Raw genomic sequence first — 26,499 nt, forward strand, 5'->3', positions numbered from 1 at the left:
GGTGCGTGTCGCGCGGGGGTGCACGCGGGGAGCGCGTCCAGGATGGGTTCTGACCAAAGAATCTCCCTGAATGCGAGGTCCCCGCGTGCTGTCCTATCGTGCCACCCTGGACGTTCCCGACGCCACCGCCCGCACCGTGACCCGCTGGCTGGCCGACCACCGCCGGGCCCACGACATCCGCCCCCACCAGCGGGCAGCGACCTGCTGGTCCCAGACGGTCATGGTGCTGCGATGGCTTGTCGAGGCCACCAACGTGCGCGTCCTGGCCAGGGACAGTGGCATCTCGATCGCCACGGCCTACCGGTACCTTCACGAGGCGCTGGACGTGATCAGCCAGCACGCCCCTGACCTGATCGACACCCTCAAGGAGCTGGTTGAGGCAGGCGAGTCCTACGTGTGCCTGGACGGCACCCTGATCCACACCGACAGGGTGGATGAGCGAAGCGAGTCCGGGAAGCACCTGTGGTACTCGGGTAAGCACAAGGCCTTCGGCGGAAACGTCCAGGTGCTCACCGATTCCACTGGCTACCCGGTGTGGGTGGCCCCGGTGGAGCCTGGTTCCACCCACGACCTGACAGCAGCCCGCACTCACGTCCTGGGGGCTGTTCACAAGGCCGCGAGCCAGGGGATGCCGACCCTGGCGGACAAGGGCTACCAGGGCGCCGGGATCGGGGTCAAGACACCGTTCAAGGGCAAGGAGCTGGGCATCAAGCAGGAGGCGTACAACGCCTTCCAGGGCGCCATGCGGGCACCCGCTGAGAGGGCAAACGCCCTACTCAAGGACTTCAAGGCCCTCAAGCACGTCACCCTCGACCCCAGGGCCATCACCAAGATCACCGCCACCGCCCTGGTCATCCTCAACCTCAACACAGGATACGCACCAGTCCTACCCTGATGAGAAAACCTCACTCTCCGCCAGGTTAACCTATTGGGGGCCAGAGGAAGCGATCGACGAGCAGATCGAGAACTTCCACGCCATCCTCGAGCCTGCCCTGGCTGAAATCCCCGAGTTCGCATCCACCACGCGCACGTCCCTCGCCGTCCCCTCAACCGACCCCTTGGCAGACACCAACAGCTCGAACGACGACTGACAGCACACCGACAGCCGCCTCAGCCTCCGCGATCACGCAAGGAGCGCGGAGGACCTTCCTCGCCGGCGGCGCCCAGTCGCCGCCCGAGCGGGCCTCTCACCAGATCCGCACCCGCGTGCGTCCCGCGGGCAGGTGCGCGAGGGGACCGGCCGGGTAGGCGGCGTCATGCTCCTTGACCGTTCCCACCAGATCGACGTCGGCGAAGGCCTCGGTGCCGTCGGGGTTCTCCCAGGCGGCGTCGGGATACCAGGCGCGTCCCAGGTCGCGGCCCGCCACCGTCGTCGAGGCGGCCTCGGCGAAAGCCTCCGGCAGCTCGGTCACCAGGTACAGGCCGTCCGCGGCCTCCTCGACGGCGGCGCATGCGTGCCCCAGATGCATCGAGCGGGTCTCGGAGTCGTAGGCCGGCGCGCCGTTGCCGTAGACGTTGTCGCGCACGTGCACCGGCAGCGCCACCCCCTCGAAGCGCTCGTGGTCTCCGCGCGAGGGGTCGTTGACCTGGGCGAGGTAGGCCTCCACCCCGTGGGGGTGGCCGTCAAACAGGGCGGTGCCGTCGCTGATACGCCGGTGGGCCGGCGGATTGACGAAGGCAGCCTCCCCCACGGCCGACAGGAACACGTTGGCGATGTAGCGGTCGTCGCCGCCGCGGATCGCCGCGTATCCGGCCACCTGCGTTGAGTGCGGCAGGTGGTAGGGCGTGGGGCGCTCGATGATCGGTTGGTTGGCGACCACGCCGAGCACGAGATTGTTGACGTAGGCGCCGCCCTGCGAGTGGCCCTCCAGGGATACTGGTGAGGCGAAGATGTTGTGGTCCACCAGGTAGGGGCCGTGACTGACCTCGATGAACAGGTCACGGGTGTTACCCCGGTAGATATTGCGGGCCACCCGCGTTCCCTGAGCCTGCCAATCCAGCCACGTACCCAGCGTGCAGTCCTCGATGAGGTTGTGCCGAATGATCGCGTCAATGGCCGCGTGCAGCTTAATACCGGCGATCTCATACCCGTAGAACTCACGCTTGGTGGCAATGTGGTGGATGTGGTTGTCCTCAATCAACGAGAACACACACCCCAAATGCCCAACAATCCCGGTCTGCCCACAATCATGAATATTATTGCGACGCACCACGTGCGAGCCGACCAGCTCCTTGGACCAGCCCACCCGCCGTGCCGAGAACACCGCCTCGAGCTGGTACTGGTAGCCCGGCTTGTCCAGGCGCTCGGTGGCCCAGTTCGCCCCGGAGGAGTTCTCCTTCCCCAAGGACACACCGCAGCACTTGGCATCATGGATGTCGCAGTCCTCAATAACCCAGCCCCTGGCCCAGTTCGGCCCGATCAAGCCGGGCTGGTCCGCCGTCGGCGGCGCCCACGGCGTAGCCGCCTGCGCCAACTCCAGACCACGCACCGTGATGTAGTTGATGTGGTGCACCACCGGGTAGAACACGCTCCGGCGCACATTGATCTCCACCAGCGCCGTATTCGGGTCCGTCTGCCCGAAGTTCGCCCACACCGTCGTGGACTCCTCGCCAACCTGCGCGTACCACACGCGCAGGGTCCAGTCCGGATCACGCACCGGCTCCGGCGTGCCGGTCCACTGGTCCACGTCCTCCTCGCGGCGCACCGGAGCAACCACCTCCTCCCAACTAGCCACCTCCCGCAAGCTCCTGCCGTCCAGGTACACCTCACCCAGGTGCTTACGGGGGGCGGTGCGCGAGGGATAGACGATCCAGTCCCCCTCAACCTCCACAGCAAACGGATTGAAATCCCCGAACATGGCGTTGGGCAGCACCGCCCGCCACACGCCGTCGCCCTCCGGCTCCCAGCCGGTCACCTGCTCGGACCCCTTAACCACCGGGTGCTCCCCGGGGGCCGCGGCGAAGGTGATTCGCCGGTCCTCCCCGCGACCGGTGCGCGGCGGCTTGACCCACTCCCGGTACACGCCGTCGTGGATGAGGACGGTGTCACCAGGCATAGCCACCTGCGCCGCCCGGTTGATGGTGCGCAGTGGCGCCGCCGCATCACCGGAGGCGGTGTCGGAGCCGGACGGGGAGACGTGGAAGATGTTGGACACAGTGGTACTCGTTTCTGTCGTTCGGGGCGGTGGATCGCAGCGGGGTCAGCGCTGGGGGTGGACCATGCTCTTGAGAGTGGTGGGAGCGGGCTTGTCCCGCAGGGGGATCTCGACGTCGGCGAGCCCGTAGTGGTCGGTGGCGAGGCGGTCGAGATCGACTGTGCCGGAGGCGACCAGCTCGATACCGGTGGGCCAGGTGTTGTGGTAGCGGAAGATGCCGGTCACGTTGACCTCGTGGCTGGTGATATAGGAGACCGGCAGCAGCATGTCGTCGTCGCCCATGCCGATGATGACGGCGCTGCCGCCCGCCTTGACGCGCTTAATGCCATCGACGACGGCGGCGGTGACCCCGGTCGCGTCGAAGAACGCGGAGAAGGCGCGTCCCGCGAGCGCCTCCGCGCCGGGAGCGCAGGCCTCGGTGGCTCCGAGTTCCAGGATGGTGCGGCGGCGCTCTTCAATGGGGTCGGTGACGACGACGCTGCTGGCCCCGTAAGCCCTGGCCACCTGCGCAACGACGGCGCCGATGGGTCCGGCTCCGGCGATCAGCGCGCTGTCGCCCACGCTGATGTGGGCCTTGCGCACGGCGGCGATGGCGACACTCAGGGGTTCCAGGAGGGCGGCGGCGTCGAAGGACATGGTGTCGGGGATGGCGTGGGCGAAGTCGTCCTGGATGAGGGCGTATTCGCAGAAGCTGCCGTCGATGGGCGGGGTGGCGTAGAACTCGATGTGTGGGCATAGGTTGTACTCCCCGCGCTTGCAGTACTCGCATACGCGGCAGCAGCGTTGCGGCTCGATGGAGACCCGCTGCCCCAGCCGGGCGGGGTCGACGTCGGCCCCGACGGCGACGATGGTGCCGGCTGACTCGTGCCCGAGGATGAGGGGCTGGTCGACGACGAAGTCTCCGATCCTGCCGTGTTGGTAGTAGTGGACGTCGGAGCCGCATACGCCCACGGATTCGATGCGCACGAGCACCTGGTCGCGGTCGGGCACGGGCACGGGCCGCTCCTCCATGACGACGACGCCGCGCTCCTTGAGCACGCTGGCGCGCATGGTGGCGGGCAGCTCGAGTCCGGACTGAGAAGAGGTTGGTGACATGGGGCGCTTCTTTCTGGGGGTCGGGCTAGAGGATTGGGCTAGTTGCCGAAGACGACGGCCACGGGTGACGGGTCAGGGATAGATGGTGCGCCGGGCAGCGTCGGGGATGCCGCTGTGGCGCAGGAAGTAGGTGCACACCTGGTCGCGCCACTCGATGGCGTTGTGCTCCTGCGCCTGCCAGCGGCGGTCGATGTCGGCGCGGATGCGTTCGGGGATCTGCTTGCGCACCGCCTCCCACCGCTGGCGCATGGCCCGCACCTGCTCCACACCCTCGAAGTGGGTGTCGTAGATGCGTTGGATGAGCGGCACCCCGGACTCGGGAAGCACGTGGTCGTAGCGCAGGTGATGGAAGAAGAGCATGAGTCGCTCCGGGCAGGTGGCCACCGTGCGGTAGCGCGCCGCCAGCGCCGGCGGGTACTGCTCGGTGTATCCCGATCCGGTGGGTGTGCGGTCCACCCCGACGCCGTCGCGGTCTGCGAAATGGTAGGTGCCCCAGGGGGAGTATTCGTAGCCGTCAATGTTGGGGCCGTAGTGATCGCCCGGGGTCACCATGAATCCGACACCGAGCGGGGAGGTGTAGTTCTCGTAGGCTTCGCGGGAGGTCAGCAGGATGGCGGTCAGCGCCTCGCTGAGGGCATCGTCTCCGGCGAAGGAGGCGGTCGCCCATTCGGCGGCAATGTCTCGTCCGCTTGCGTGCAGGTCCCAGGCGAGCCGTCCGTAGCCGTAGAGGTTGGCTTGGGAGAAGGTGTTGCCGGTCCAGTTCCAGTCCCGCCCTACTCCGGCGACGGCGACGATGGCGGAGCCGGGCCGGGAGGCGAGGTCGTCGCTGAAGTTGGTGCCGCCGTCGTCGGCGACGTCGAGGTCGAGTACCTCCCGCCAGGCGGTGGGCAGGAAGTAGGTGTCCCACTGATGCCCGGTGTACTCCTGGGCGATCTGGAGTTCCAGGGCCACCCGGGTGCGTTTGAGCCCCAGCAGGAGTGGGGAGACGGGCTCATGCACTTGGAAGTCGAGTGGGCCATGCTTGATCTGGAGCAGCACGTTGTCGGCGAAGCGCCCGTCCAGCGGCATGAAGTGGTCATAGGCGGCTCGCGCCCGGTCCAGGCTGCGATCGCGCCAATCCTGGCGGTGGTTGTACACGAAGCACCGCCACATGACCGTTCCGCCGTGCGGGGCGAGTGCGGCCGCGAGCATATTGGCGCCGTCGGCGTGGTCACGCCCGTAGGCGAAGGGGCCGGGTTGCCCCTCGGAGTCGGCCTTGACCACATATCCGCCCAGGTCGGGGATGGCCGCGTAGACGCCGTCGGTTGTCTCCCGCCACCACTGGGCCACGCGCTCATCCAGCGGGTCGCAGGTGTCCAGACCGCCGACCGTCATGGGCGCAGCGAAGTTGACCGCGACGAAGGTGGCCACGTGGTGGCGGCGCAGAATTGAGGCGATCGTCTTCACCAGGTCGAGCCGCTCGCGCAGCAGCGTGGACTCCATGGCGTGAACGTTGACGTTGTTGAGACATACGGCGTTGATGCCGAGAGAGGCCAGAACCAACCCGTAGTCGTCGATGCGGGCGGTGTCCTGGGCCAGGCCACCGGCCTCGAAGAACACCGAGTCGCCTGCGTAGCCCCGTTCGATCGTCCCCATGACGGGGTGGGGTACCAGGTTGTCCCAGTGGTCAAGCATGCGCAGGGTCAGGTCGGGCGCGGAGGTGATGGCGTCCTCATCCCCCAGCAGTCGCTCGGGGCCGACGACGAGTAGCCGCAGGGTGCCGTACAGGGCGCCGGCTCCGTCCGCCCCGACGACGGCGACATTGCCCGCCGCATCCCGCACGATTGCGTAGCCCTCGGGGCCGGGAGGTGCCTGCGCGACGACGACGCGTGCGGCCTGGGCCAGGGCGTCCGGCAGATCAGCCGCATCGTTCAGATCGGCCTGCGTCGTGGGGTCGACCGCGTCGTCCGTGTCGGCCGTGTCGGCCGGTATGGCCAGGTCGTGCACCGTCGTGATGCTGAGTTCCCGGTTGACCGCTGCGGCGGGGGCCTGGGCGGCGAGCCGTCTCCAGTCGTCGGCCGCCTGTGCCACCAGCGGGTCGTCTCCCAGCAGGCGCGGGGTGTAGACACCCGCCCAGGGCTTGGTGGATGGCTCCAGCCACATGGGCGAGCTGGTGGCGAAGGGCATGACGGATGGCATGGGGTCTCACTCCTGTGCGGGTTTCGGCTGACGTCGCTGCGGAGTGGGAGAGCCGTCCCCGGCCTCGAAGCTGCCGGCGCGCCGCACAATGCGCACGCCCCCGGCGGGGATGGTCAGGGTGCTTCCCGCGAGAACCGGGGCATCGCTCAGCAGATCGGTGGCTGCCTGCGGCACGGTCCAGGTCAGCGGCACCGAGTCATGATTGATGAGGAAGTCCACGGTGCCGCTGGGACCGCTGCGGCTGACATGCTCCATATCCCCAACCAGCGGGTGCCCGGGTGCGGGGCTGACCAGGCTCGCAATGAGGCGACGCCGGCCGGCCTGGCTGAGGCTGGCCCCCACGCGCATCACGGTGCCGCGTCCGAAGTCGTGGCGGATGATCGCCGCCCCGCCGGCGAACCAGGCGGTGCACCACTGCCCCACCGCCTGCCCGCTGGTAGGGCGCAGCACCTCGAAGATGTGGTGGGCGGTGTCGACGGTACCGTCGGGGAGCGTCAGCTCGACGCCGTCGTCGGGCTCGCGGGCGTCCCGCTCCTCAATCTGGCAGCCGAGCAGCTCGTCCACGCGCGCATCGATGAGCACCCTGCCAGTGGATGCGGTGGCGAAGGACAGCGGTCCGGCCACGAGTATCCCGCCGTCGGCAACGTACCGCCGCAGCGCGTCGATGACGTCGTCGTGAGCCATGTACAGGCAGGGGGCGACGATGATCGCGTAGTGGCTGAGCTCGCCGCGCCCGTCGGTGACGTCAACGCCACCGAGGTGCCGGGCGAGGGCCTCATGCCATTCCTGTGCCTCGCCGGGGACGGTCAGGTAGTCGGAGTGGCCGTCAACGAGCTGCCGGTACCACCAGGAGTCCCAGTCCATGAGGACGGCGGCGCGGGTATCTACCCGGGTACCGACCAGGCTGCCCAGCCGGCTCAGCTCCTGCCCGAGTGCGGCGGCCTCTCGGTAGGCGCGGGTGTCGGTGCGGCCGCGGTGATCGAGGATGCCACCGAACCACATCTCCGAGCCGGCCGGCGCGGTGCGCATCTGGAAGTGCAGCACGCTGTCGGCGCCGTGGGCCACCGCTTGCAGGCTCCACCGGCGCAGCACGCCGGGCCCGCGGGTGGGGTTGACGGTGCGGCAGGTGGTCGCGACGGGGGCCTGTTCCATGAGCCACAGGGGCTTGCCCCGCCCGACTCCGCGCATGAGCGCGTGGTTGAAGGCCATCTCCGGCCAGGCCCGCGCCGAGCGTGGATAGTTGTCCCAGGCCACGACGTCGAGGCCGGCGGCGAAGCGGAAGTAGTCGAGGTGCTCGTAGGCGCCCATGAGGTTGGTCGTCACCGGGTGGTCGGTATCCCAGTGGCGGATGCGTTCGGCCTCCCCCTCGAGGCAGGCGGAGAACTGAGCGGTCATATAGCGCTTGTACTCGAGGCTCATGATGGGGAAGCCGCTGCGGTAGGGGCCGCCCCAATGCTCGGTGAGCGCGTTGGGAGCGGGGATCTCGTCCACGTCGGTGAAACGGTGGGACCAGATCTGTGTGCACCAGTCGTGGTTGAGCTGCTCCAGGCTCCCGTGGGTCTCAAGCAGCCAGCGGTGGAATCCGGCGGTGCAGGTCTGGCAGTAGCAGACACCGCCGTACTCGTTGCCCAGATGCCAGGCAAGCAACGCCGGATGGGCGTGGTAGCGCCGCGCCAGCGCCTCGGCCATGCGCTGGGAGTAGTCGCGGAAAGTCGGGGAGCTGGGACAGAAATGATGCCGCTGCCCGTAGCCATGTCGGCGTCCTTCGAAGTCGACGCGCATGGTGGTGGGATCGGCCTTGACCAGCCACGGCGGCAGGGCCGCGGTCGGGGTGGCCAGGATGACGCCGAAACCGCGGGCATGGACGTGGTCCATGAGCGCATCCAGGCGGGCGAAGGCGAAGGCCTCGGGGCCGGTTTGCAGCTCCGCCCAGCCGAATACGTTAAGGGTGAGGGTATTGATGCCGGCTGCCGCCAGCGCGTCCAAGTCGGTGTCAATGGTGCTGTCGTCCCATTGCTCCGGGTTGTAGTCGCCGCCGTGCATGAGGTGGGTGGGCAGATGCATGTCAGGTCTCCGCTGGGGTGGTGGATCCGGCGCCCTGCACCGTGAACTGTTCGGTAAGAATCCGGCGCTGTCCACGGGTGGCCGGTGCGGCCAGAGCGCACAGCGGCACCCAGGCGACCATGAGGAAGACCGGGGCATGGAAGGCAATGAGCAGGCCCGCCGCCCCGATGGCGGCGAGGAACAGGGTGCCGGAGGCGTCGCGCAGCATCATGACCAGGGTGAGGACGAGCAGGTCGGAGGTCTTGAAGCTGAACAGGGCGACGATCGTGCCCGCCCGCCCGACGTACAGTCCGAGGACGGCCAGGAACACGACGATGGCCAGGCGCAGGCCGCTCCCCGCGCCCGCGGCCGAACCCGTCAGTCCCAGGAGCAGCACGACGGCGCCCAGGGCGATGGGGCCGAACTGGGCGATTGCCCCCGCCCAGCCGCGCCACAGCGCCGCCATGCGGCGGCGGGCCGAGGGGTCGGTGGTCCAGCCGGGCCACGTGACCGCATACACGACGGCGGGCAGGGCGGTGAGCGCGAATGTCCAGATCAGGGCCATAGTGACCAAAGACCAGGCCGAGGCGCCGTCGAGGACGACCAGGCCGACGGCGGCCGGCACGATGAGGGGCAGCGCCCCCACCCCGAGCGCGGCCGCCTGGTAGATGACGGAGCTGGCCCGCATGAGGAAGGAGTTGCCGAAAGCGTCGTCGGCAGGCTCGGCCATGTCGGAGGGAGAGCTACCCGGGGTGTTGGCGAAGGGGGCGGGGGTGTGGGTGGCCCGCTGCCGCGGGTCACCCACACCTACGGGAGTCTCAACCATTGTTCTCCACATAGTTGGCCCTGGCGGTGTTGACGATCTCCATGTAGGAGGACACGCCCTTGGCCTCACATTCGGTGACGTAGGTGTCCCATTCGGACAGGTCGCGCTGCCCGGTGATGAATTTGAGCGTCTCCTGCATGACGTAGTCCTGCAGCGGGGTGAGCAGGAGGGTAGCCTGCTCTCGCTGGGTCTCGTCCAGCGGGGCCGGCGGGTCGATCGGCCGTTGGGTGTGGGTCGCGGCCATTTCCTCCTGCCAGGCCAGCTCACGGTCCAGCATCATGGAGTGCAGCAATTCGGTGGTGCCGCCATAGGCGAAGACGCCGCCGGAGAATCCGTACTCGACACGCAGGTCCTTGGTTCCGGAGGGGTTGAGGCCGTTGTAGTCGATGTCCTCCACAAGGGTGCGGGTGCCGTCTTCAGCCTTGGTGTAGGTGGTACCCTCCACGCCCCACTTGGCAAACTCCTCGCCCTCGTCGGAATACCACAGCCAGTCGATGAACTGCATCATGGCGACGAAGTTCGGGTCGTCGGCGGCCTTGGCGGAGATCATGATGCCGTTCTCGAGCCGGGTACCGCCGATGAGGGCGCCGGCGGGGCCGGCCGGCTGCAGGATCTTGACAACCTCGTAGTTGCCCTCGCCGAGGGTCTCCTTCATGGTCGTGTTGTAGCTGACATCGTACTGGGAGTTCGTGCCGATGGCGATGGACTTGCCTGTGGTGAAGGTGTTGACGGCGGTGTCCTCGTCCTGGGTGAAGGAATTGGGGTCGAGCACGCCGGCGTCCACCATGCCGCGCAGCATGGTGACCATGGCCTTGTAGTTCTCCGAGGTGCCGCAGAAGATGAAGGACTCGCTGGCCTCATCCCATTCGGCGAGCGTGGTCATGCCCCAGGAACCGCCGGACTGGGTACCGTAAGAGACCGCCGCGAGGTTGAGCATGCTCAGCCCCTCGAAGCGGTCGGAGATCCCCTTCATATCCGGGTGGCGTTCCTGCACCTTGGCGATGACATCCTGAAGTTCCTCCCACGTGGTGGGTAACTCAAGGTTCTGCTCATCCAGGAGGTCCTTGCGGATCTCGAAGGTGTAGTCGGGCCAGATCTCCTCGTGCAGGCCGGGTAGGACGTAGATGGACCCGTCGGCCTGGCGCAGGGTGTCCAGTTCCTCGTCCATCTGCCAGTCGGCGACCTTCTTCTGGAAGTTCGGCATGAGGTCGAAGTAGTCGGACACCGCCAGGATTGCGCCGGAGGAGACGAAGGAGGCTTCCTGGCCGGGGTAGGTCTTAGGCAGGATGAACGGGGCGTCTCCGGAGGAGATGAGCAGGGAACGCTTGTCCTCGTAGTCGGACATGGGCACGATCGTCATGTCCAAGGTGACGTTAGTGCGACTGGTGATCTCCTCCAGCAGCATCCAGTCTGCCTTGTAGGGATAGTTGGGATGGTCGGAAAACAAGCAACTGAAGGTCAGCGGTTCGCTCGCCTTGAAAGAAGTGTCTGCGGCGAAGTCCTCCATGGCGGCGGCGGTGTTCGTCGCTCCTTCTGCCGATTCACTGGAGCCGGAATCGGAGCCGCACGCGACCAAAGTCGCCGCCGCGGCGGTACTGAAGAGCAGCGCGCCCGCTTGGCGGCGGGTGATGCCGCGGTTGAAAAGACTGCCCATGGTGTGTCGAGGACTCATCGTCGAGTGCCTTTCTGCTGTGACCGGCCGGTCGGCCGAGCGGGTGGATGTGTGGTCGAGGTGGTTGGGAAGCTGATAAGATGGGTGAGGGCCGTGGTGCGATTGGATTGGCGCCAGTTCACCCCTTAACCGATCCGAGGGTGACGCCGGTGACGAAGTACTTCTGTACGAAGGGGTAGACGCACAGGATCGGCAGCGAGGTCAGCACCATGGTCACCGACCTGAGGTTGGAGGAGATCTGCGTCTGGTCGGCCGTGCCTCCACCGAGCGAGTCGGAGGTGGTGACTCCGGCGAGCATGTTGCGCAGGTAGATCGTCACCGGGAACAAGTCCTTGTTGTCGAAGTACAGAAAGGCGCCGAACCACGCATTCCAGTTGGCAACGGCGTAGAACAGGAACATGGTGGCGATAATCGCCTTGGACAGCGGCAGCACAATGCGGAAGAGGATCCCGTATGTGCCCAGGCCGTCGAGCTCGCCCGCTTCCTCCAGCTCGTGCGGCAGTCCCTCGAAGAAGGACTTCATCACCAGCAGGTTGAAGACGTTAATGGCGTTGGGCAGCACCACTGCCCAGATCGTGTTCTTGAGGCCGAGGTTGGTGATGAGGATGTAGTTGGGGATGAGGCCGCCGTTGAAGAACATCGTGAAGACGGCGAATCCGACGAGGGCGCTTCGGCCCTTGAGGTCTTTCTTGGACAGCACGTAGGCGAAGGCCGTGGTCAGCACCAGTGCGATGAAGGTGGCCACCACCGTGTAGATGATCGTGTTGCGATATCCGATCCAGAAGGCCGAGTCGGCGAGCACGATCTTGTAGGTGGTGAGGTTGAATCCCTTGGGGACCAGGCCCACCTCTCCCGCGGAGATCGCCGCCTCACTGGAGAAGGACTTAGCGACGACGTTGAGGAAGGGGAAGAGCGTCACGAAGATGACGCCGAGGAGGATGATGGTGTTAATGACTCGGAAGACCTTGTAGCTGCGCGAGTCGTACTTGCTGTTTTGAATGGCCATGTCAGATCACCACAGACTCGTCTTGGCGAACTTGCGGGACGCCAGGTTGGCCGACAGCACCATGATGAGGCCGATCGCCGATTCGAACAGGCCGATGGCCGCGGCGTAGCTGAAGTTCGAGGATTGCAGACCCACGCGGTACAGGTAGGTCGAGATGACGTCACCGGTCTCATAGGTCAGCGGGTTGTAGATGAGCAGGATCTTCTCAAAGCCCACGGCCAGGAAGGAGCCGACGTTGAGGATGAGCAGGGTGACGATGGTGGGGCGAATGCCCGGCAGTGTGATGTGCCAGGTCTGTTGCCACCGGTTGGCGCCGTCAATCTGCGCCGCCTCGTACAAGGATTCGTCGATCGTGGTAAGGGCGGCGAGGTAGAGGATGGTGCCCCAGCCGACGGTCTGCCACACGTCGGAGATGACATAGATGGGGACGAAGGCCTTGGCGGTCTGGATGAAGTTGACCGCCTGACCCCCCAGAGCGGTGATGACGGCGTTAATCGGACCGTCAACAGCGACGACCTCCATGATGATACCGGCGATGATGACCATCGACAGGAAGTGGGGCAGGTAGGAGACTGTCTGCACGATCTTCTTGAACCAGGTCCTCCGGACTTCATTAAGGAGCAACGCCAGAATGATCGGCGCCGGAAAGGATACGAGCAGAGTCGAGAATCCGATAATGACCGTGTTGCGGAACACCCGCCAGAAGGTTGGGTCGGCGATAAACATCCGGATGTATTTGAGGCCCACCCACTCCTCGCCGTACATCGACCCGCCTGGAACGAACCGACGGAAGGCAATGACGTTGCCGACCATGGGAGCGTAGCGGAAAATGATGAACCAGATAACCGGGACAACGACGAGCGTGTAAAGCTGCCAGTCGCCGCGACGACTGCTCTTGCGCTTAGGGGAGCCTTTGCGGCCCGCTCTCGCACCTCGACCGCGGGGGGCGTCCGGAACCGTAAGCGCAGGAGCTGCCAACGTAACCTCCGCCTGCGGGGCGGTCACCTGGGCTACCTCTGCCACGAAGCATCACCTCCTTGTGACTTGACGGAGTAGCGAATGTTTTCGCTGCTCCGTTCGCTGAAGACCGTGCCAGCTTAGCCCCCCATCGCACCCCCGTCAAGCTATTTGTCTTGCGGCAATCTCATTATCAAACGGCGGAATTGCAGCTCTTATACGTCCTTACCCAGAGTTTGCGCGCTGATTGCCATTAATTGCCGCTCTTCGAAACTTTTAGCACGTCGGAGTGCTGGCGCACCGTTCACGAAGCCATTCCAGTTGGCGGCGCACAAAGTGGAACTCTCCCGCCTCGTGGCCGTTGTCGGGGTAGATCTCCACATCGGCCGTGCCCGCATAAGCAGCCAGGGCTTGCTGCCCACCCACGGTGGGACAACAGGTATCTCGCAGCCCCAGCGCCCACAGGGACGGTGCATGCGCGCGCCGTGCATGGTTGACGCCGTCGACATAGGCGAGGGTTTGCAGCACCTGCTCGCGTCCGTCACGGCGGACCGCGAGGTACCGCGCCAACTCGGCATAGGGCTCCCCCTGCGCCACCTGGTACACGGCGGGAATGTCACACAAGAAGGGGACGGAGACGGTGACGCCGAGCAGATCGGGAACGAGCCCGGCAACCGCCAGGGCGACGCCGCCGCCCTGAGAGTTTCCCATAACGAAGACGCGGTCGGAGTCAATGTCGGGCAAGGCGCGCACTGCATCAACGCCGCGCACGGCGTCCACGATGAGACGACGGTAGTAGTAGGTCTCGCGAGAAGTGATGCCGCGCGTGACCACGCCGGGGGTTTCCGGAGCGCCGGCGTCAGGGTCCGGCGTATCGCCACCGGTGCCGTAACCGAAGCCCTGTCCGCGCACATCCAGTAGGAGGTGTGCGAAGCCGGCCGCAGCCACAAGTGGGTTCTCCCCGGCCAGGCCGCGTCCCCTGCCATAGCCGGGAATCTGAACCACGCAGGGCAGGCTGCGTCCGTCCTGGCTCGCCGGTCGTGACAGCCACGCATGGACCCGGTTCCCCCCGAAGCCACTGAAGGTTAGATCCCAATAGTGGATTTCGGTGAGTGGCTGCTCAACGGCGCTGCGCTGGACAGCCAGGTCAACGGTGCGCGCCGCGAGGAGCGTACGCGCCCAGAAGGAGTCGAAGTCTACGGGCTCGATGACGGTTGCCGGCGGCAGGGTGCCGAGTGGTGAGGGGAGAAGGGCCATGGACGAAGCCTTTCAGGTTTCGGAGGCACAGACCTCAAGGTCTATTTCGGATAGTATCGAGAGTTATCGCTTTAGTGTAAGCGTATGACGTGTGGAGCAAGCGCGCCAGGCTTACGTCATCGTCACCATGTGCGCGGGTTATCCCCTGCGATCGTCATCCCCATTACGCTTGCTGAGCACACCTATTGCGTCGACATCGGCCGGCGGCGACCGGAGAACGGAGGATGCTGTGGCTTCACGCGAACGCGTCACGCTTGACACCATTGCCGCGGCCGCGAATGTCTCTCGCGCGACCGTGTCCAAAGCGATCAACGGTCGTCAGGACGTTTCCGCCCGCACACGTCGCCAGGTCCTCAACCTTGCCGAGGAACTCGGCTACGAGGCGCCTACATCGATCGATCGCAGCTCTCCGATCGTCACCATCGTCTTCGACTCGTTGGACACCTACTACACCAATCGGGTTCTGGCCGGTGCGGTGGCCGCGGCTCACGATCGCCGCGCTGTCTTGGATGTGCGTACCTTCACCGACCACCGCGAGGCCGGTTCCGATCACTGGGTCAAACAGCTGGGAACACAAGGACACCTGGCACTCATCGTCGTCACCATGGCTCTGTCGAATACGCAGGTCGAAGCCGCCCGGTCCTTGCAACTTCCCGTCATCACCGTCGACCCCGCCCAGGAGACGCCCGACGGCGTCCTGGAGATCTCCTCCACGAACTGGAACGGGGGCATGGCAGCTACGCAGCATCTGCTGTCCCTCGGACACACCCGCATTGCTTTCGTCGCCGGCCCGGAGCGTTCCCTGCCAGCCCGTGAACGCCTACTCGGCTTTCGCTCGGCCATGATGGACGCCGGTCTCGACGTCGATCCCGCCCTCGTGCTTGGGGACAGCTATACCTATGCAACTGGCCTGCGCTCCGGACTGACCCTGCTGGACCTGGAGCCGGACCGCCGCCCGACCGCCATCATGTGCGCCTGCGACGTATCCGCCATCGGGGTCTATGAGGCGGCACGCGAGCGAGGAGTATCGGTACCCTCCGACCTCAGCGTGGTCGGCTATGACGACACCTTCCTCGCCGAGTACGCCGCGCCGCCACTGACCACCATCCACCAGGCACTGGAGACCATGGGGGCACGCGCCGTGGAGGCAGCCCTCGACCTTGCCGATGATTCGGCGGGGACCCGGCGGACCATCGGCTCGGTCAAGATCCCCACGCGTCTGGTGGAGCGCATGTCGACGGCCCCGCCACGCGCGGATACCTAATGCCTCCGCAGGACCGCCTCGGCCCTGGCCGGTGACAACCCTGCCACTCACGGGTACCCGAGCCCCTCGCCCGCGACGAGAGCCTTCCTGCTCGGCTCCCATCGTCTCATTGCAGCGCGCCGCCCGGGCGCTGTTGCCGCTCGTCGACACGACGGGAGGGTGCGATGACGTCTCATCGCACCCTCCCGCGGCCCCGGCGGGTAGCGCCCTCCGCCGAAGCTCCCTGCGGCCAGGTCGTACCTTCCAGCCGTAGGCTTGAAAGACCGGGACGCGCCGGAGCTGCCGCCGCGCCCTGCCCCAGGGCTCAAAGCACAACTACGGCCACGTTCCCGCTCGGCTTACTGCAATCGCCGCCGCGCCCGCAGCGTGAGCGCTCCTCCGGTGAGGAGTAAGGCTGCGACCGGCAGCAGCAGCATCTCCGCGCCCGTGCGAGCAAGCGGGCCAGCGCCGGTGGCCGCTGTGGCACTCGTCGCTACGCTCGTCGGCGGTACGGTTTCTGCACTCGCCGTCGGCTCAACGCCGGCGTCGTCCGTGGGCGAGGCCACCGGGGCGGCCGGCTCGGTGTCCGCCGTGGCGGACGGCTCAGCGGTCGGCGTCGGAGCGGTGCATGAGAGCGGACTGTCCGGAATCTCCTGGCCGACCGCCGCCGCATAGGCCCACTTGCCGTTGTAGTAGGGGTCGAACAGCAGCGGATCGCCGTCATAGAAGCGCCATGAGCCGGAATCGACCAGGCCCCACAAAGTCACCGAGAACAGGTCCTGCTTGGCGTCCTGCTCGGCGAACATCTCGAACAGCCGCTGGTAGAAGCGTCCCTGGTCCAGAAGGGTCTGGGTATCCACGGGCGTGCCGGTGCGCGTGGGGACATCCAGCTCGGTGACCGCCTGAACCACTGGCAGGTCATCGAAGGCGGTCATGGCAGCTCCGAAGCCCTCGACGTCGTCGGTGAGCCAGCCGTGGAACTGGTGCCCCACGCCGTCGATCGGGACACCGCGCTCTACCAGACGCTCAACGAGTGCGTGGTAGCGGCCCGTCTTCGAAGAGGAGTCGGTGCCGTACTGGGTGTTGTACTCGTTGATGAACAGAGTCACCGGGTGGTCGGCACCGGGGGCGGCATAGGTGGAGTTGAAGGCCTCGTTGGCGTAGATGAAGGCGTCGTCGATGAACTCCTCCCCCAGGATCTGGTACCAGTAGGAGTCGCGCAGCCCGTCGGTCTCCGGGGAGGCGGAGTCGGCAATGACCTCATTGACGACGTCGAAGGCGACCAGTGGGTTCGTCTCGGAGCCGAACTGGCCGTAACGGTCGGAGAGGTACTTGGCGACGTTATTGATGTGGGTCCGCATCCGGTCGCGCAACTCCTGCTTGTCGGCCTCGGAGTCGGCGGATAGGAAGGTGCCGTCCTCGTGCTGGAAGAGCCACTCCGGGGTCTGGGAGTGCCAGACCAGCACGTGTCCGTAGACGCGACCGCCATTGGCCTGGGCCCAGTCCATGACGGCGTTGGCCTCTTCGTTGTCGGTGACGAAGGTGTGGTCGTCGTTGTACCAGGCCTCGGGCTTCATGAAGTTCTCCTGCGTGACCTGGTTGAAGTGCTGGTTAACCAGGTCCAGAGCCTCCCCCTGAAGCGTATTGGCCGTCACTGCCACACCCACCGGATAGGGCAGCGCCTCGACCAGCGGCGTGGAGTCGTCCACCGGTCCGCGCCCACAGTCGTAGGCGGTGATAGCCGCATCGTCGATGTAGAAGGAAGCGGTGGCATCCTCCAGCTCGACGTAGATCGTGCCGTCAATGCCCTCGGTGGGCGTGTAACTGCCGGTGAGCTCGGTCCAACCATCCGCCGTCACTTCAGTCAGCGGCGTGAGTTCGAGGTATTGCCCATCGCTCTGATCGGCCGTCAGCTTGGCACGGGTTGCGGAAGTTCCATCGGGTAGGCGGACCCATACGGTGACGTCATAGGTCTGCCCCGTCTCCATGAAGTCGCTGATGGAGATCTCCACCCCCTGCCATGCCTGCGTGCGACCGGTCACGTACAGGCTGTTCCAGGGGCTGCGGCGGACCTCATTCGTGGTTGAGACCGTGACGCCCTCACCACGTGGGGTCCAGGGGATGTCGGGTTGGCTCGATTCGAAGTTGGAGTAGCTGACAGCGTAGGGCTGAAGCTCCACGGCCGGTTCAGCCGCCGCTCCTACCGCGAGGCCGGAAGCCGCAACCGCAGTCGCAGCTACCACCCCGAGCAGGCGGGTCCGGCCCGGACGCCGGATTGTCATGGTGCGCATGCACTCTACCTTTGCTCTAGCGCTCCATCCGGGCAGGCAAAGACAGCGAGACGATCGCGTTGCGACGCGGCGGTGGTACGAGCCGCCGCAAGTTGCTCGCTGGGATGTGCCCGGATGGAAAACGGTGACGAGGGATGTGCCGGCCGGCGCTGGCCCGCAAGAGTGACACTACCCGCCCCGAAATGGTGACACAATGATTTCGTTGCGTTTCGCAACGAAACCCCTCGCGAGACCGGCACTTGTCACGTACCGAAACCGGCACTTATCACATGCCGAAACCGGTCAAAGTTGCTGAGGTGAGGCTCAGCCATTCGCTGCCTTGCGCCGACGACGTCTAAGGGTCCGGCGCGAGAAGCAACCGCTCCCGCGCCGGACCCTTGTCACATTGATGACTGCGGAACCGCTCAGCTCTGCTGCGAGGCAGCAACAATCGCCGCGGCGGCGTCGTAGGCGGCACGAACCTCGGGCTGAGGCTCCGCGCTCATATGCTCGACCGGCCCAAGCTCCCACACCGGCGGCTGCGCGCCGCCGTCGAGGACCCAGGCGGCCTGCTTGGCGGCGCCATTGGCCACATACTCGCCCGGCTCGGGAACATCCACGGGCACACCGAGGATCGCCGGCGCCAGTTCGCGGGCGGCGGCCCACTTGACCCCACCACCGACCAGCGTGACGGCGTCGACTGTGACTCCCTGTGCCCGCACGGCGTCGACCCCGGCGCCCATGAGGCACAGCAGCCCCTCCACGGCGGCGCGGGCGTAGTTGGCCGGGGTGAGCGAGGCCAGCGTCATCCCGGTCAGCATGCCCGTGGCTTCAGGAAGGTTCGGTGTGCGCTCACCTTCGAGGTAGGGCACGTGGACGAGGCCGCCAGCCCCGGGCTCGGCGGACAGGGCCAGGGCGTCGAACTCGTCGTAGGACACGCCCAGCACCTTCTTGGCGGCGTCCAGGATGCGGGAGGCGTTGAGCGTGCAGGCCAGGGGCAGGAAGGCGCCGGTCGCGTCGGCGAAGCCAGTGACCAGCCCCGAGGCGTCGTGGGTGGGGGTGGTGGACACGGCGGCGACGACGCCGCTGGTACCCAGGGAGACCGAGGTCTGTCCCGGGCGCAGGCCCAGGCCCAGCGCCGCACCGGCGTTGTCGCCGCAGCCGGGCCCGAGCACGAGGTGGCTCAGGTCGCGGGGCTTGCCCGACGGCGTCGTGAGGACTCCGCCGCGAGCAGCGACCTCATTCGGACCCACAACGCGCGGCAGGACGATGTCGCGGACCTCCGCCTCGGTGCGGTGCAGGGCGAGGGCCAACAGGTCCCGGCGGTAGGTATTGGCCACGGAGTCGAAGTAGCCGGTTCCGGAGGCGTCGGAGCGATCGGTGACGAGAGTGTCCAGCGAGGTAGCGCCGGACAGCTTCCACGTGAGCCAGTCGTGCGGCAGGCAGACGGCAGCGATGCGCGCGGCATTCTCGGGCTCGTGGTCCGCCAGCCAGCGGAGCTTGGTGATGGTGAGGGAGGCGACGAGCACCGAGCCGACGGCGTCGGCCCATCCCCGGCGCCCGGCCGCCTCATCGCCGTCGCCGAGCTCGCTGATGAGGTCGCGGGCGGCGCCGGCGCTGCGGGTGTCGTTCCACAGCAGGGCGGGGCGGATAACCTCACCCTCGGCGTCGAGCACCACCATGCCGTGCTGCTGGCCGCCCACGCTCAGCGCGGCGACGTCGTCGAGACCGCCGACGGCGTCAATGACCTCATTGAGGGCGGTCCACCAGTGGTCGGGATGGACTTCGGAGCCGTCCGGGTGAGAGGCCTTGGCCTCACGCACCAGGGCGCCGGTGGCAGCGTCCCGGATGACAATCTTGCAGGACTGCGTCGAGGAGTCGACGCCGGCGACGAGGGTCATATTCGTTCCTTCCGCATTGAAGGTCGGCCGGCCACCCGCTCAGTTGTGCATTCGGGTGGCCGGCCGCTGTGTGGTTCCTATTCCTGGTTCGCTCGGCGCTCAGCCGATGAGGTGCTGGACGGCCTTCTCGTAGAGGTCGACGTAGTGGTAGTCGCGGGCGGCGGCGGCCTCGGCGTCGAAGTCCTCGTAAGCGGAGCGGTCGGCAAGGAAGTCCGCGATCGACTCCCCCTCCGCCAGGGTCGGCTCGCTCAGCTCGTAGATGCCGGAGAGCTTGAGCGCCTCCTGCACCGCGGGGTCGGCGCGGAAGGCCTTGGCCTTCTCAGCGAGCTGGATGTACATCTCCATGTTGGCGGCCGCGGACTCCCACACGCCGTCGATGCCGTCGGTGCGCGAGGGCTTGTAGTCGAAGTGGACGGGGCCGTCGTAGCGGGGGCCGCCCCCGGGGAAGCCGTTGACGAGCAGATCGACGGTGAAGAAGGCGGACAGCAGGTCGCCGTGCCCGAAGACGAGGTCCTGGTCGTACTTGAGGCCCTTCTGGCCGTTGAGGTCGATGTGGAAGAGCTTGCCGGCGTTGAGGGCCTGCGCCAGGGCGTGGGTGTAGTTCAGCCCGGCCATCTGCTCGTGGCCGACCTCCGGGTTGAGGCCGACGATGTCGCCGTTGTCGAGTTCGGCGATGAGCGCCAGGGCGTGGCCGACGGTGGGCAGGAAGATGTCGCCGCGGGGCTCATTGGGCTTGGGCTCCAGGCCGATGCGCAGGTTGTAGCCCTGGTCCTTGATGTACTGCGCGACGGTGTCCAGGCCCTCCTTGTAGCGGTCGAAGACCGCGCCGAGGTCCTTGGAGGAGTCGTACTCCGCACCCTCACGGCCACCCCACATGACGAAGGTCGTGGCGCCGAGTTCGGCGGCGAGGTCAACGTTGCGCAGGATCTTGCGCAGCCCGAAGCGGCGGATCGAGCGGTCGTTGTTGGTCAGGCCGCCGTCCTTGAAGATCGGGTGGGTGAAGGTGTTGGTCGTGACCATCTCAATGGTCAGGCCCGTGGCGTCCACCGTGTCCTTGAGCTTGCCGACAATCTCCGCGCGCTCGGCGTCGGTGGCGTCAAAGGGGAAGACGTCGTTGTCGTGGAAGGTGATGCCCCAGGCCCCCAGCTCGGCGAGCTTTTCGGCGTACTCCCAGGGCTTGAGCGCGGTGCGGGTGGTGTCACCGAAGGGGTCGGCGGCCAGCCAGCCGACGGTCCACAAACCGAATGAGAACTTGTCTTCCTTGGTGGGCTTACGAACCATGGTTCCTCCTCGAGCCGGATTTTGTTCGTTGACGCAACTATGGCACAGCCGTGAGGTAAGGTCAAGGTGTGTCTCAAGCCCGCGCGACGTCGACGTCGTCGTCATCCCTCATGTCCCAGGCGCCTGCCAGCTCGGCATCCGCCCGCCAGTCCAGTCTGCGTGCCGCCAACCTCGCCTTGCTAGCCGCGCAGGTGTTCGCCGCGCCCGAGCCGGTGTCCCGCGCCGACGTCGCCGCCATGACCGGCATGACGCGGTCCACGGCCTCCAGGCTGGCCGACGACCTCGTCGCCGCAGGCATCCTCACCGAGCTTGACCCGACTCCCGCCACCGGCCCCGGCCGCCCAGCAGTTCCGCTCGCGCCGGCCTGCGGAACCTTCGTGGCCATCGGCCAGGAAATCAACGTCTCCCGCATGGCGGTGCGCGCCATTGACCTGTCCGGCCAGGTGCTGGCCGAGCGCATTGTCCTGGACGACTTTGAGGCTTCCGACCCCGCCGAGGTCCTCCCCCGACTAGCGCAGCTGACTACGGATGTCCTCAAGCTCGATGCCGTCCAGCACGCGCGCAAGGTCGGCGCCGCCCTCGCGCTGCCGGGTCTGGTCTCGCATGAAACGCTGCTGCGTGCGCCCAACCTCGGGTGGGACCGGATCGACCCACGGCCCCAGCTGGCCCAGGCGCTCGAGCCGGATGGTCTCGTACTGCGCCTGGGCAACGAAGCCAACTACGGTGCCCTGACCGCCGGACGCGACCGGCCCGCCGCCCCACACTCGGCCCCCTCCTACATCTACCTCTCCGGGGAGAACGGCATCGGCGCCGGCATTGTGCTCGGCGGCCAGGTCATGCTCGGCAATTCCGGCTTCGCGGGCGAGCTCGGGCATATTCAGGTCGATCCGACCGGGCCGCTGTGCACCTGCGGCAACCGCGGCTGCGTCGAGCGCTATGCGGGGCGCCGCCTCATTCTGGCAGCGGCCGGCCTGGAGCCGACCGCCGGCCCGCAGGATCTCATCGACGCCTGGGAAGCCGGGGACAGTGCGGCCCAGGCAGCGGTGACACAGGCCGCCCGAGCCTTGGGCGTAGGGCTGAGCGCCGCCATCAATATTCTCGATATCCCCACGGTGATTCTGGGTGGGCATCTGGCTCCCCTGGCGGAGATTCTGCGCCCCGAGCTGGACGCGGAGCTGCGGCAACGGGTGCTGTCCTCGCGCTGGTCGGTGCCGGAGGTGATCACCACCTCCGAGGACCAGACACCGGGTGTCACCGGCGCGGCCTGGTCACTCCTCGAAGAAGTGGTGGCCGACCCGGTGGCCTGGATGTGACAGGCACACCGCCGCCCCTCAGCTGACCTTCAGCGCTGGACGCGTGCGCCCCCGCCGGCAGCCAGCCGCAAGACCTCGGCCTTGGTGGCCATGGTGGTGTCACCCGGCGTGGTCATAGCCAGGGCACCGTGCGCGGCGCCGTACTCGACCGCGGTGGCCAGGTCCCCGGTGTCGATGAGCCCGTAGATGAGACCGGAGGCGAAGGAGTCCCCGCCGCCCACCCGGTCGAGGATCTCCAGGCCCGGGCGTTCGGTGGACCGCACGAAGCCGGTCTGGCGCGACCAGGCGATCGCCGACCAGTCGTTGACCGTGGCGGTGCGGACCTGCCGCAGGGTGGTGGCGGCCACCTTGAAGTTGTCGAAATCGGCGGTGACCCGCTCAATCATGCGCTCAAAAGCGGTGGTGTCGAGCTTGGACAGATTGGCGTCCACGCCCTCCACCTCGTAGCCGAGTGAGGCGGTGAAGTCCTCCTCGTTGCCGATCATGACGTCCACCAACCGGGCCAGGCGCCGGTTGACCTCCTGGGCCCGCTGGATACCGCCGATCTCCTTCCACAGGGAGGGGCGGTAGTTGAGGTCGTAGGAGACAATCGTGCCGTGGCGGCGAGCCGCGGTCATGGCGGCCTCCGCCACCTCGGCGGCCGACTCGGACAGGGCGGCGAAGATGCCGCCGGTGTGCAGCCAGCGCACCCCCAGGGTGCCGAACAGGTGCTCGAAGTCGACGTCGTCGGGCCGCATCTGGGCAATCGCGGTATGGCCGCGGTCGGAGACGCCGACGGCGCCGCGCACTCCGAAGCCGCGTTCGGTGAAGTTGAGTCCGTTGCGCGTACTCCGGCCGATTCCGTCGTATGGCGCCCAGGTGATCATCGGATCCACACCGCCGGCCAGAATGAGCCCCTCAATGAGGTGGCCGACTTCGTTGTCCGCGAGCGCGGTGACGACGCCGGCGCGCAGGCCGAAGCAACGGGACAGGCCGCGGGCGACGTTGTACTCGCCGCCGCCCTCCCACACCTCGAAGCGGCGGGCGGTGCGCACTCGCCCCTCCCCGGGGTCCAGGCGCAGCATGACCTCCCCCAGGGAGACGACGTCGTAGCGGCAGTCGGCGGCGGGGCGCGGCTGCAGCGGAGAAGTGGTGGCTCCGGTGGCGGTGTTCATCGGCCGGCCTCCTTCGCGATGGCGACCGCCTGGGCGGACAGGCGGGTGATCTGTTCCCAGTCGCGAGCGGCCACGAGGTCCTTCTTGACCATCCATGATCCGCCGCAGGCGCGAATCGCGTCGACCGCGAGGTACTCCCCGAGGTTGGAGGCGTTTACTCCGCCGGTCGGCACGAAGCCCAGTCCCGGGAAGACCGCGGACAGGGCCTTGATGGCCGGGATGCCGCCGTTGATTGACGCCGGGAAGAACTTGACGGTGTCGATGCCGAGTTCCAGCGCAGCCATGATCCAGGAGGCATCTGAGCACGCCGGCAGCGAGATGATTCCGGCGTCCAGGGTTGCGCGCACGACGTCGGCGCTGAAGCCCGGCGAGACGATGTACCTGGCGCCGGCCGCGATGGCCGCCTCAACCTGCGTGGTGTTGATGACCGTGCCGGCGCCGACCGTCAGCCCCTCAACCTCCTGCATGGCGCGGATGGCCTCGGCACCCGCGGCGGTACGGAAGGTGACTTCCGCGGTGGTGATGCCGCCGGCCACAAGCGCCTTGCCGACGGCCACACCGTCCTCGGCGGAGTCGACGACGACCACCGGAATCACCGGGTTGGCGGCAAGGAGCGCGGCGGGTGACGACGGCGGTGTCGCGTCCGCCGGCTCAGCGGTTCGAATCGTTGGTGTCATTGCTGTCTCCTATCCGCGCTCCCGGTGGGTCACGCGTCATTAGTGCCGGTTTCGGCACGTCATTAGTGCCGGTTTCGGCATGTCATTAGTGCCGGTTTCGCGGGGTGGGGCGGATTGGGTCCGGGGAGCGGGACTTGAGCTTGGCGGTGGCCTCGTACAGGCCGTTGATGTAGGTGGCGCCCAGGGCGCGGTCGTACAGGGGGTAGCCGGGACGGCCGGTCTCCCCCCAGATCATGCGGCCGTGGTCGGGGCGGACGTAGACGTCGGGGCAGGTGTCGTAGATGGCCTCCACAATGGCGGCCATGTCCAGGCTGCCGTCGGCAGACAGGTGCTGCGCCTCCTTGAAGTGCCTGGGCCCCAGGTGTTTGACGTTGCGCACGTGGGCGGCGGCAATGCGGCCGCGGCTTCCGAACTCCCGGAAGATCGCGGGAACGTCGTTGTCCGGGTTGGAGCCGAGCGAGCCGGAGCATACGCACAGGGAGTTGGCCGGCGAGTCAACCATGCGCACAATTGCGTCGAGGTCGTCGCGGGTGTTGCAGATGCGGGGCAGGTCGAACAGATCCCAGGCGGGATCGTCGGGGTGCACGGCCATGCGGATGCCGACCCGCTCGCAGGTGGGGATGATGCCCTGGAGGAAGTAGCGGTAGTTCGCCCGCATCTGCTCATGGTCAATGCCCTCGTACAGGGAGAGGACCTCGTCCAGGCGGCCGAGCCGCTCGGGTTCCCAACCGGGCAGGGTCAGCCCGCCGGACTCGCGGGTGGTCATGGCGACGATCTCGCGCGGCCCCATGCCCTCGACGTCGGCGTGGTTGTAGTACAGGCAGGTCGAGCCGTCCTCGTTGAGGTGGTAGAGCTCGGTGCGCAGCCAGTCGAACACCGGCATGAAGTTGTAGATGACCACCTTGACGCCGAAGGCGGCCAGGTTCTCCAGAGTCTCGCAGTAGTTGGCGATGTATTGCTCGCGGCTGGGCAGGCCCAGCTTGATGTCCTCGTGGACGTTGACGGATTCGATGACCTCGCACTCCAGGTGCTCGGCATGGACCTGCGCGACGAGCTCGCCGATGGCCTGCCTGCTCCACACCTCCCCGGCGGCGTACTGGTCAAGCACCCCCATAATGCCCGTCATGCCGGGAATCTGCCGCACGTAGGCCAGGGGGATGGGGTCGTAGTCCTTGCCGTACCAACGGAATGTCATCTTCATCGTGGCATCGTCTCCGCGTCCAGAGTAGCGCGCACGGCCCCGGGGCCGGCGACGAGTCGGGTGAACAGCGATTCGACCTTGGCGGCCAGCGGGGTGTCGTACAGGTCCAGGCCGAACAGGGTCGGGTCGGACAGGATGGGGTGCAGTGCCGCGTGCACGGCACCGGCATCGGCCGGCCCGCCCAGGCGCACGCCCGCCACGTGGGCCTGGAGCTCCTCCAAACGGGGGTCGCTCGATGGGGCAAAGGGGGCGCCGTCGTCGGCAATACCCATGAGGTAGCGGCACCACAGGGCAAAGACGAGCGGGATGCCGACCAGCGCGTTCATGTCCAGGCCGCGGTCGCGGTAGCGCAGCAGGGTCTGGCCGAAGCGGATGGGCATCTTCTGGGAGGTGTCCATGGCGATGCGCGCGGGGTCGTCGGGCAGGTAGGGGTTGGTGAAGCGTGTCTCCAGTACCTCGGTAAGGAAGGCCGCGGGGGCGACGACGCCGGGGTCTGAGACCACGGGCAGGCCCTCGTCCCAGCCGAGCCGGCGCACGAGCGACGCCAGGGCCGGGTCGCGCATCTCGGCGTCGATGGTGGGCAGGCGCAGCAGGCAGCCGGCGACGGCCAGGGCCGTGTGCAGGGGGTTGAGGCAGGTGGTCACCTTCATGTTCTCGAACTTGTCGCACACCTCCCGGGCGACGACGTGCGCACCGACTTGCTCGAATGGCGGGCGGGCGGCGGCGAAGGCGTCCTCGATGATGAGGTACTCGGTGGGTTCGGTGTTGACGAAGCCGGCGTTCGGGGTGCGGCCGATGGTGGTGATGCCCATGTCCTCGAAGCCGAGTTCGGTCAGCGCGTCGCTGACGGCGGCGTTCGGGCGGGGGGTGATCTTGTCGATGACGGTGATGGGGAAGGCGACCCGGGCAGGGTCGGCCAGCCACTCCAGGAAGGCCTGGGGCGCGGAGCCGGCCTGAACCCAGCCGCGGGCGATGGTCGTCACCGCCTCGCGCAGCTTGTCGCCGTTGTGGCTGAAGTTGTCGCAGCTCATGAGGGTGATGGGGGCGCCGCCCGCCTCGTAGCGATTCAGCAGGAGCGCGCCGAGCAGTGCCATGGCGTGGGGCTGGTAGCCGTGGGGATCCGCGGCGAGCGCGGCGGCCGCATCCGGCAGCAGGTCACCGCTGCCGCTGCGGACGGCGTACCCCTTCTCGGTGATGGTTAGGGAGATGAGCGTGACCTCGGGGTCGGCGGCGAGGGCGAATAGGCGGGCGAGGTCGGCGTCGCGGCGGG

19 protein-coding genes are annotated in these 26,499 nt (G+C 67.1%); 3 read left to right on the forward strand and 16 right to left on the reverse strand.

The features are described from left to right. The first annotated feature begins 85 nt into the window (after nt 1-85). Complete coding sequence (locus RWX45_RS02520) at nt 86-895, forward strand: transposase family protein (protein WP_316022233.1); 810 nt, start codon at nt 86-88, stop codon at nt 893-895. A 292-nt stretch (nt 896-1,187) separates the two neighbouring features. Here the strand turns inward: RWX45_RS02520 and RWX45_RS02525 are convergent, their stop codons facing one another. From RWX45_RS02525 to RWX45_RS02565, 9 genes are all read right to left on the reverse strand, one after another. Beyond that, nucleotides 1,188-3,155 (reverse strand): right-handed parallel beta-helix repeat-containing protein, encoded by a 1,968-nt coding sequence (locus tag RWX45_RS02525; protein WP_316022215.1) that lies wholly within the window; start codon nt 3,153-3,155, stop codon nt 1,188-1,190. Between the two features lie 45 nt (nt 3,156-3,200). Continuing rightward, on the reverse strand, nt 3,201-4,250 hold the full coding sequence (locus RWX45_RS02530; RefSeq protein WP_316022216.1) for an NAD(P)-dependent alcohol dehydrogenase: 1,050 nt from the start codon (nt 4,248-4,250) through the stop codon (nt 3,201-3,203). Between the two features lie 72 nt (nt 4,251-4,322). Continuing rightward, nucleotides 4,323-6,428, reverse strand: coding sequence for an alpha-glucuronidase (locus tag RWX45_RS02535; RefSeq protein ID WP_316022217.1), 2,106 nt, complete (start codon nt 6,426-6,428; stop codon nt 4,323-4,325). A 6-nt stretch (nt 6,429-6,434) separates the two neighbouring features. Beyond that, the gene (locus tag RWX45_RS02540) at nt 6,435-8,492 is read right to left on the reverse strand and encodes a beta-galactosidase (RefSeq protein ID WP_316022218.1); all 2,058 of its coding nucleotides are present in this window, start codon (nt 8,490-8,492) and stop codon (nt 6,435-6,437) included. A gap of 1 nt (nt 8,493) precedes the next feature. Then, on the reverse strand, nt 8,494-9,297 hold the full coding sequence (locus tag RWX45_RS02545; protein ID WP_316022219.1) for a hypothetical protein: 804 nt from the start codon (nt 9,295-9,297) through the stop codon (nt 8,494-8,496). After that, nucleotides 9,290-10,951: an extracellular solute-binding protein gene (locus RWX45_RS02550; RefSeq protein ID WP_316022220.1), complete on the reverse strand. Its 1,662-nt coding sequence runs from the start codon at nt 10,949-10,951 to the stop codon at nt 9,290-9,292. The genes RWX45_RS02545 and RWX45_RS02550 overlap by 8 nt, the downstream gene beginning before the upstream one ends. Nucleotides 10,952-11,087: 136 nt before the next feature. Next, the gene (locus tag RWX45_RS02555) at nt 11,088-11,975 is read right to left on the reverse strand and encodes a carbohydrate ABC transporter permease (protein ID WP_316022221.1); all 888 of its coding nucleotides are present in this window, start codon (nt 11,973-11,975) and stop codon (nt 11,088-11,090) included. Between the two features lie 6 nt (nt 11,976-11,981). Then, a complete protein-coding gene (locus tag RWX45_RS02560; RefSeq protein ID WP_316022222.1) occupies nt 11,982-12,998 on the reverse strand; it encodes an ABC transporter permease in 1,017 nt (338 codons plus the stop codon). Between the two features lie 210 nt (nt 12,999-13,208). Then, nucleotides 13,209-14,189, reverse strand: coding sequence for an acetylxylan esterase (locus tag RWX45_RS02565; RefSeq protein WP_316022223.1), 981 nt, complete (start codon nt 14,187-14,189; stop codon nt 13,209-13,211). Nucleotides 14,190-14,418: 229 nt separating this feature from the next. Between RWX45_RS02565 and RWX45_RS02570 the strand changes: the two genes are divergently transcribed. Further along, nucleotides 14,419-15,453: a LacI family DNA-binding transcriptional regulator gene (locus RWX45_RS02570; RefSeq protein WP_316022224.1), complete on the forward strand. Its 1,035-nt coding sequence runs from the start codon at nt 14,419-14,421 to the stop codon at nt 15,451-15,453. Between the two features lie 338 nt (nt 15,454-15,791). On the opposite strand, the gene RWX45_RS02575 is transcribed toward RWX45_RS02570, so the two are convergent. From RWX45_RS02575 to xylA, 3 genes are all read right to left on the reverse strand, one after another. Then, a complete protein-coding gene (locus RWX45_RS02575; RefSeq protein WP_316022225.1) occupies nt 15,792-17,723 on the reverse strand; it encodes an endo-1,4-beta-xylanase in 1,932 nt (643 codons plus the stop codon). A gap of 404 nt (nt 17,724-18,127) precedes the next feature. Then, complete coding sequence (locus tag RWX45_RS02580; protein ID WP_316022226.1) at nt 18,128-19,603, reverse strand: xylulokinase; 1,476 nt, start codon at nt 19,601-19,603, stop codon at nt 18,128-18,130. A gap of 99 nt (nt 19,604-19,702) precedes the next feature. Beyond that, nucleotides 19,703-20,884: a xylose isomerase gene (gene xylA, locus RWX45_RS02585; RefSeq protein ID WP_316022227.1), complete on the reverse strand. Its 1,182-nt coding sequence runs from the start codon at nt 20,882-20,884 to the stop codon at nt 19,703-19,705. 68 nt (nt 20,885-20,952) lie between these two features. On the opposite strand from xylA, the gene RWX45_RS02590 reads away from it, so the two are divergent. Then, the gene (locus tag RWX45_RS02590) at nt 20,953-22,197 is read left to right on the forward strand and encodes an ROK family transcriptional regulator (protein ID WP_316022228.1); all 1,245 of its coding nucleotides are present in this window, start codon (nt 20,953-20,955) and stop codon (nt 22,195-22,197) included. A 29-nt stretch (nt 22,198-22,226) separates the two neighbouring features. Here RWX45_RS02590 and RWX45_RS02595 read toward each other — a convergent pair whose 3' ends face one another. The 4 genes from RWX45_RS02595 to RWX45_RS02610 all read right to left on the reverse strand — a co-directional run. Then, a complete protein-coding gene (locus RWX45_RS02595; RefSeq protein WP_316022229.1) occupies nt 22,227-23,351 on the reverse strand; it encodes a sugar kinase in 1,125 nt (374 codons plus the stop codon). Continuing rightward, on the reverse strand, nt 23,348-24,028 hold the full coding sequence (gene eda / locus RWX45_RS02600; protein WP_316022230.1) for a bifunctional 4-hydroxy-2-oxoglutarate aldolase/2-dehydro-3-deoxy-phosphogluconate aldolase: 681 nt from the start codon (nt 24,026-24,028) through the stop codon (nt 23,348-23,350). Before eda ends, RWX45_RS02595 begins: the two co-directional genes overlap by 4 nt. 85 nt (nt 24,029-24,113) lie before the next feature. Further along, a complete protein-coding gene (locus tag RWX45_RS02605; RefSeq protein WP_316022231.1) occupies nt 24,114-25,229 on the reverse strand; it encodes a mannonate dehydratase in 1,116 nt (371 codons plus the stop codon). Further along, nucleotides 25,226-26,499 (reverse strand): mannitol dehydrogenase family protein (locus RWX45_RS02610; RefSeq protein WP_316022232.1); only part of this gene is annotated, 1,274 nt, incomplete at its 5' end. The genes RWX45_RS02610 and RWX45_RS02605, both read right to left, overlap by 4 nt.

The organism is Actinomyces sp. MRS3W (assembly GCF_032465695.1).
In the GTDB taxonomy this organism is placed as follows: Bacteria; Actinomycetota; Actinomycetes; order Actinomycetales; family Actinomycetaceae; genus Actinomyces.

Bases quoted from the DNA above. Each gene is read 5' to 3' on its own strand.
- RWX45_RS02530 (WP_316022216.1), bottom strand. From the start codon at position 4,250: ATGTCACCAACCTCTTCTCAGTCCGGACTCGAGCTGCCCGCCACCATG.
- RWX45_RS02535 (WP_316022217.1), bottom strand. From the start codon at position 6,428: ATGCCATCCGTCATGCCCTTCGCCACCAGCTCGCCCATGTGGCTGGAG.
- RWX45_RS02540 (WP_316022218.1), bottom strand. From the start codon at position 8,492: ATGCATCTGCCCACCCACCTCATGCACGGCGGCGACTACAACCCGGAG.
- RWX45_RS02545 (WP_316022219.1), bottom strand. From the start codon at position 9,297: ATGGTTGAGACTCCCGTAGGTGTGGGTGACCCGCGGCAGCGGGCCACC.
- RWX45_RS02550 (WP_316022220.1), bottom strand. From the start codon at position 10,951: ATGGGCAGTCTTTTCAACCGCGGCATCACCCGCCGCCAAGCGGGCGCG.
- RWX45_RS02555 (WP_316022221.1), bottom strand. From the start codon at position 11,975: ATGGCCATTCAAAACAGCAAGTACGACTCGCGCAGCTACAAGGTCTTC.
- RWX45_RS02565 (WP_316022223.1), bottom strand. From the start codon at position 14,189: ATGGCCCTTCTCCCCTCACCACTCGGCACCCTGCCGCCGGCAACCGTC.
- RWX45_RS02575 (WP_316022225.1), bottom strand. From the start codon at position 17,723: ATGCGCACCATGACAATCCGGCGTCCGGGCCGGACCCGCCTGCTCGGG.
- RWX45_RS02580 (WP_316022226.1), bottom strand. From the start codon at position 19,603: ATGACCCTCGTCGCCGGCGTCGACTCCTCGACGCAGTCCTGCAAGATT.
- xylA (WP_316022227.1), bottom strand. From the start codon at position 20,884: ATGGTTCGTAAGCCCACCAAGGAAGACAAGTTCTCATTCGGTTTGTGG.
- RWX45_RS02595 (WP_316022229.1), bottom strand. From the start codon at position 23,351: ATGAACACCGCCACCGGAGCCACCACTTCTCCGCTGCAGCCGCGCCCC.
- eda (WP_316022230.1), bottom strand. From the start codon at position 24,028: ATGACACCAACGATTCGAACCGCTGAGCCGGCGGACGCGACACCGCCG.
- RWX45_RS02605 (WP_316022231.1), bottom strand. From the start codon at position 25,229: ATGAAGATGACATTCCGTTGGTACGGCAAGGACTACGACCCCATCCCC.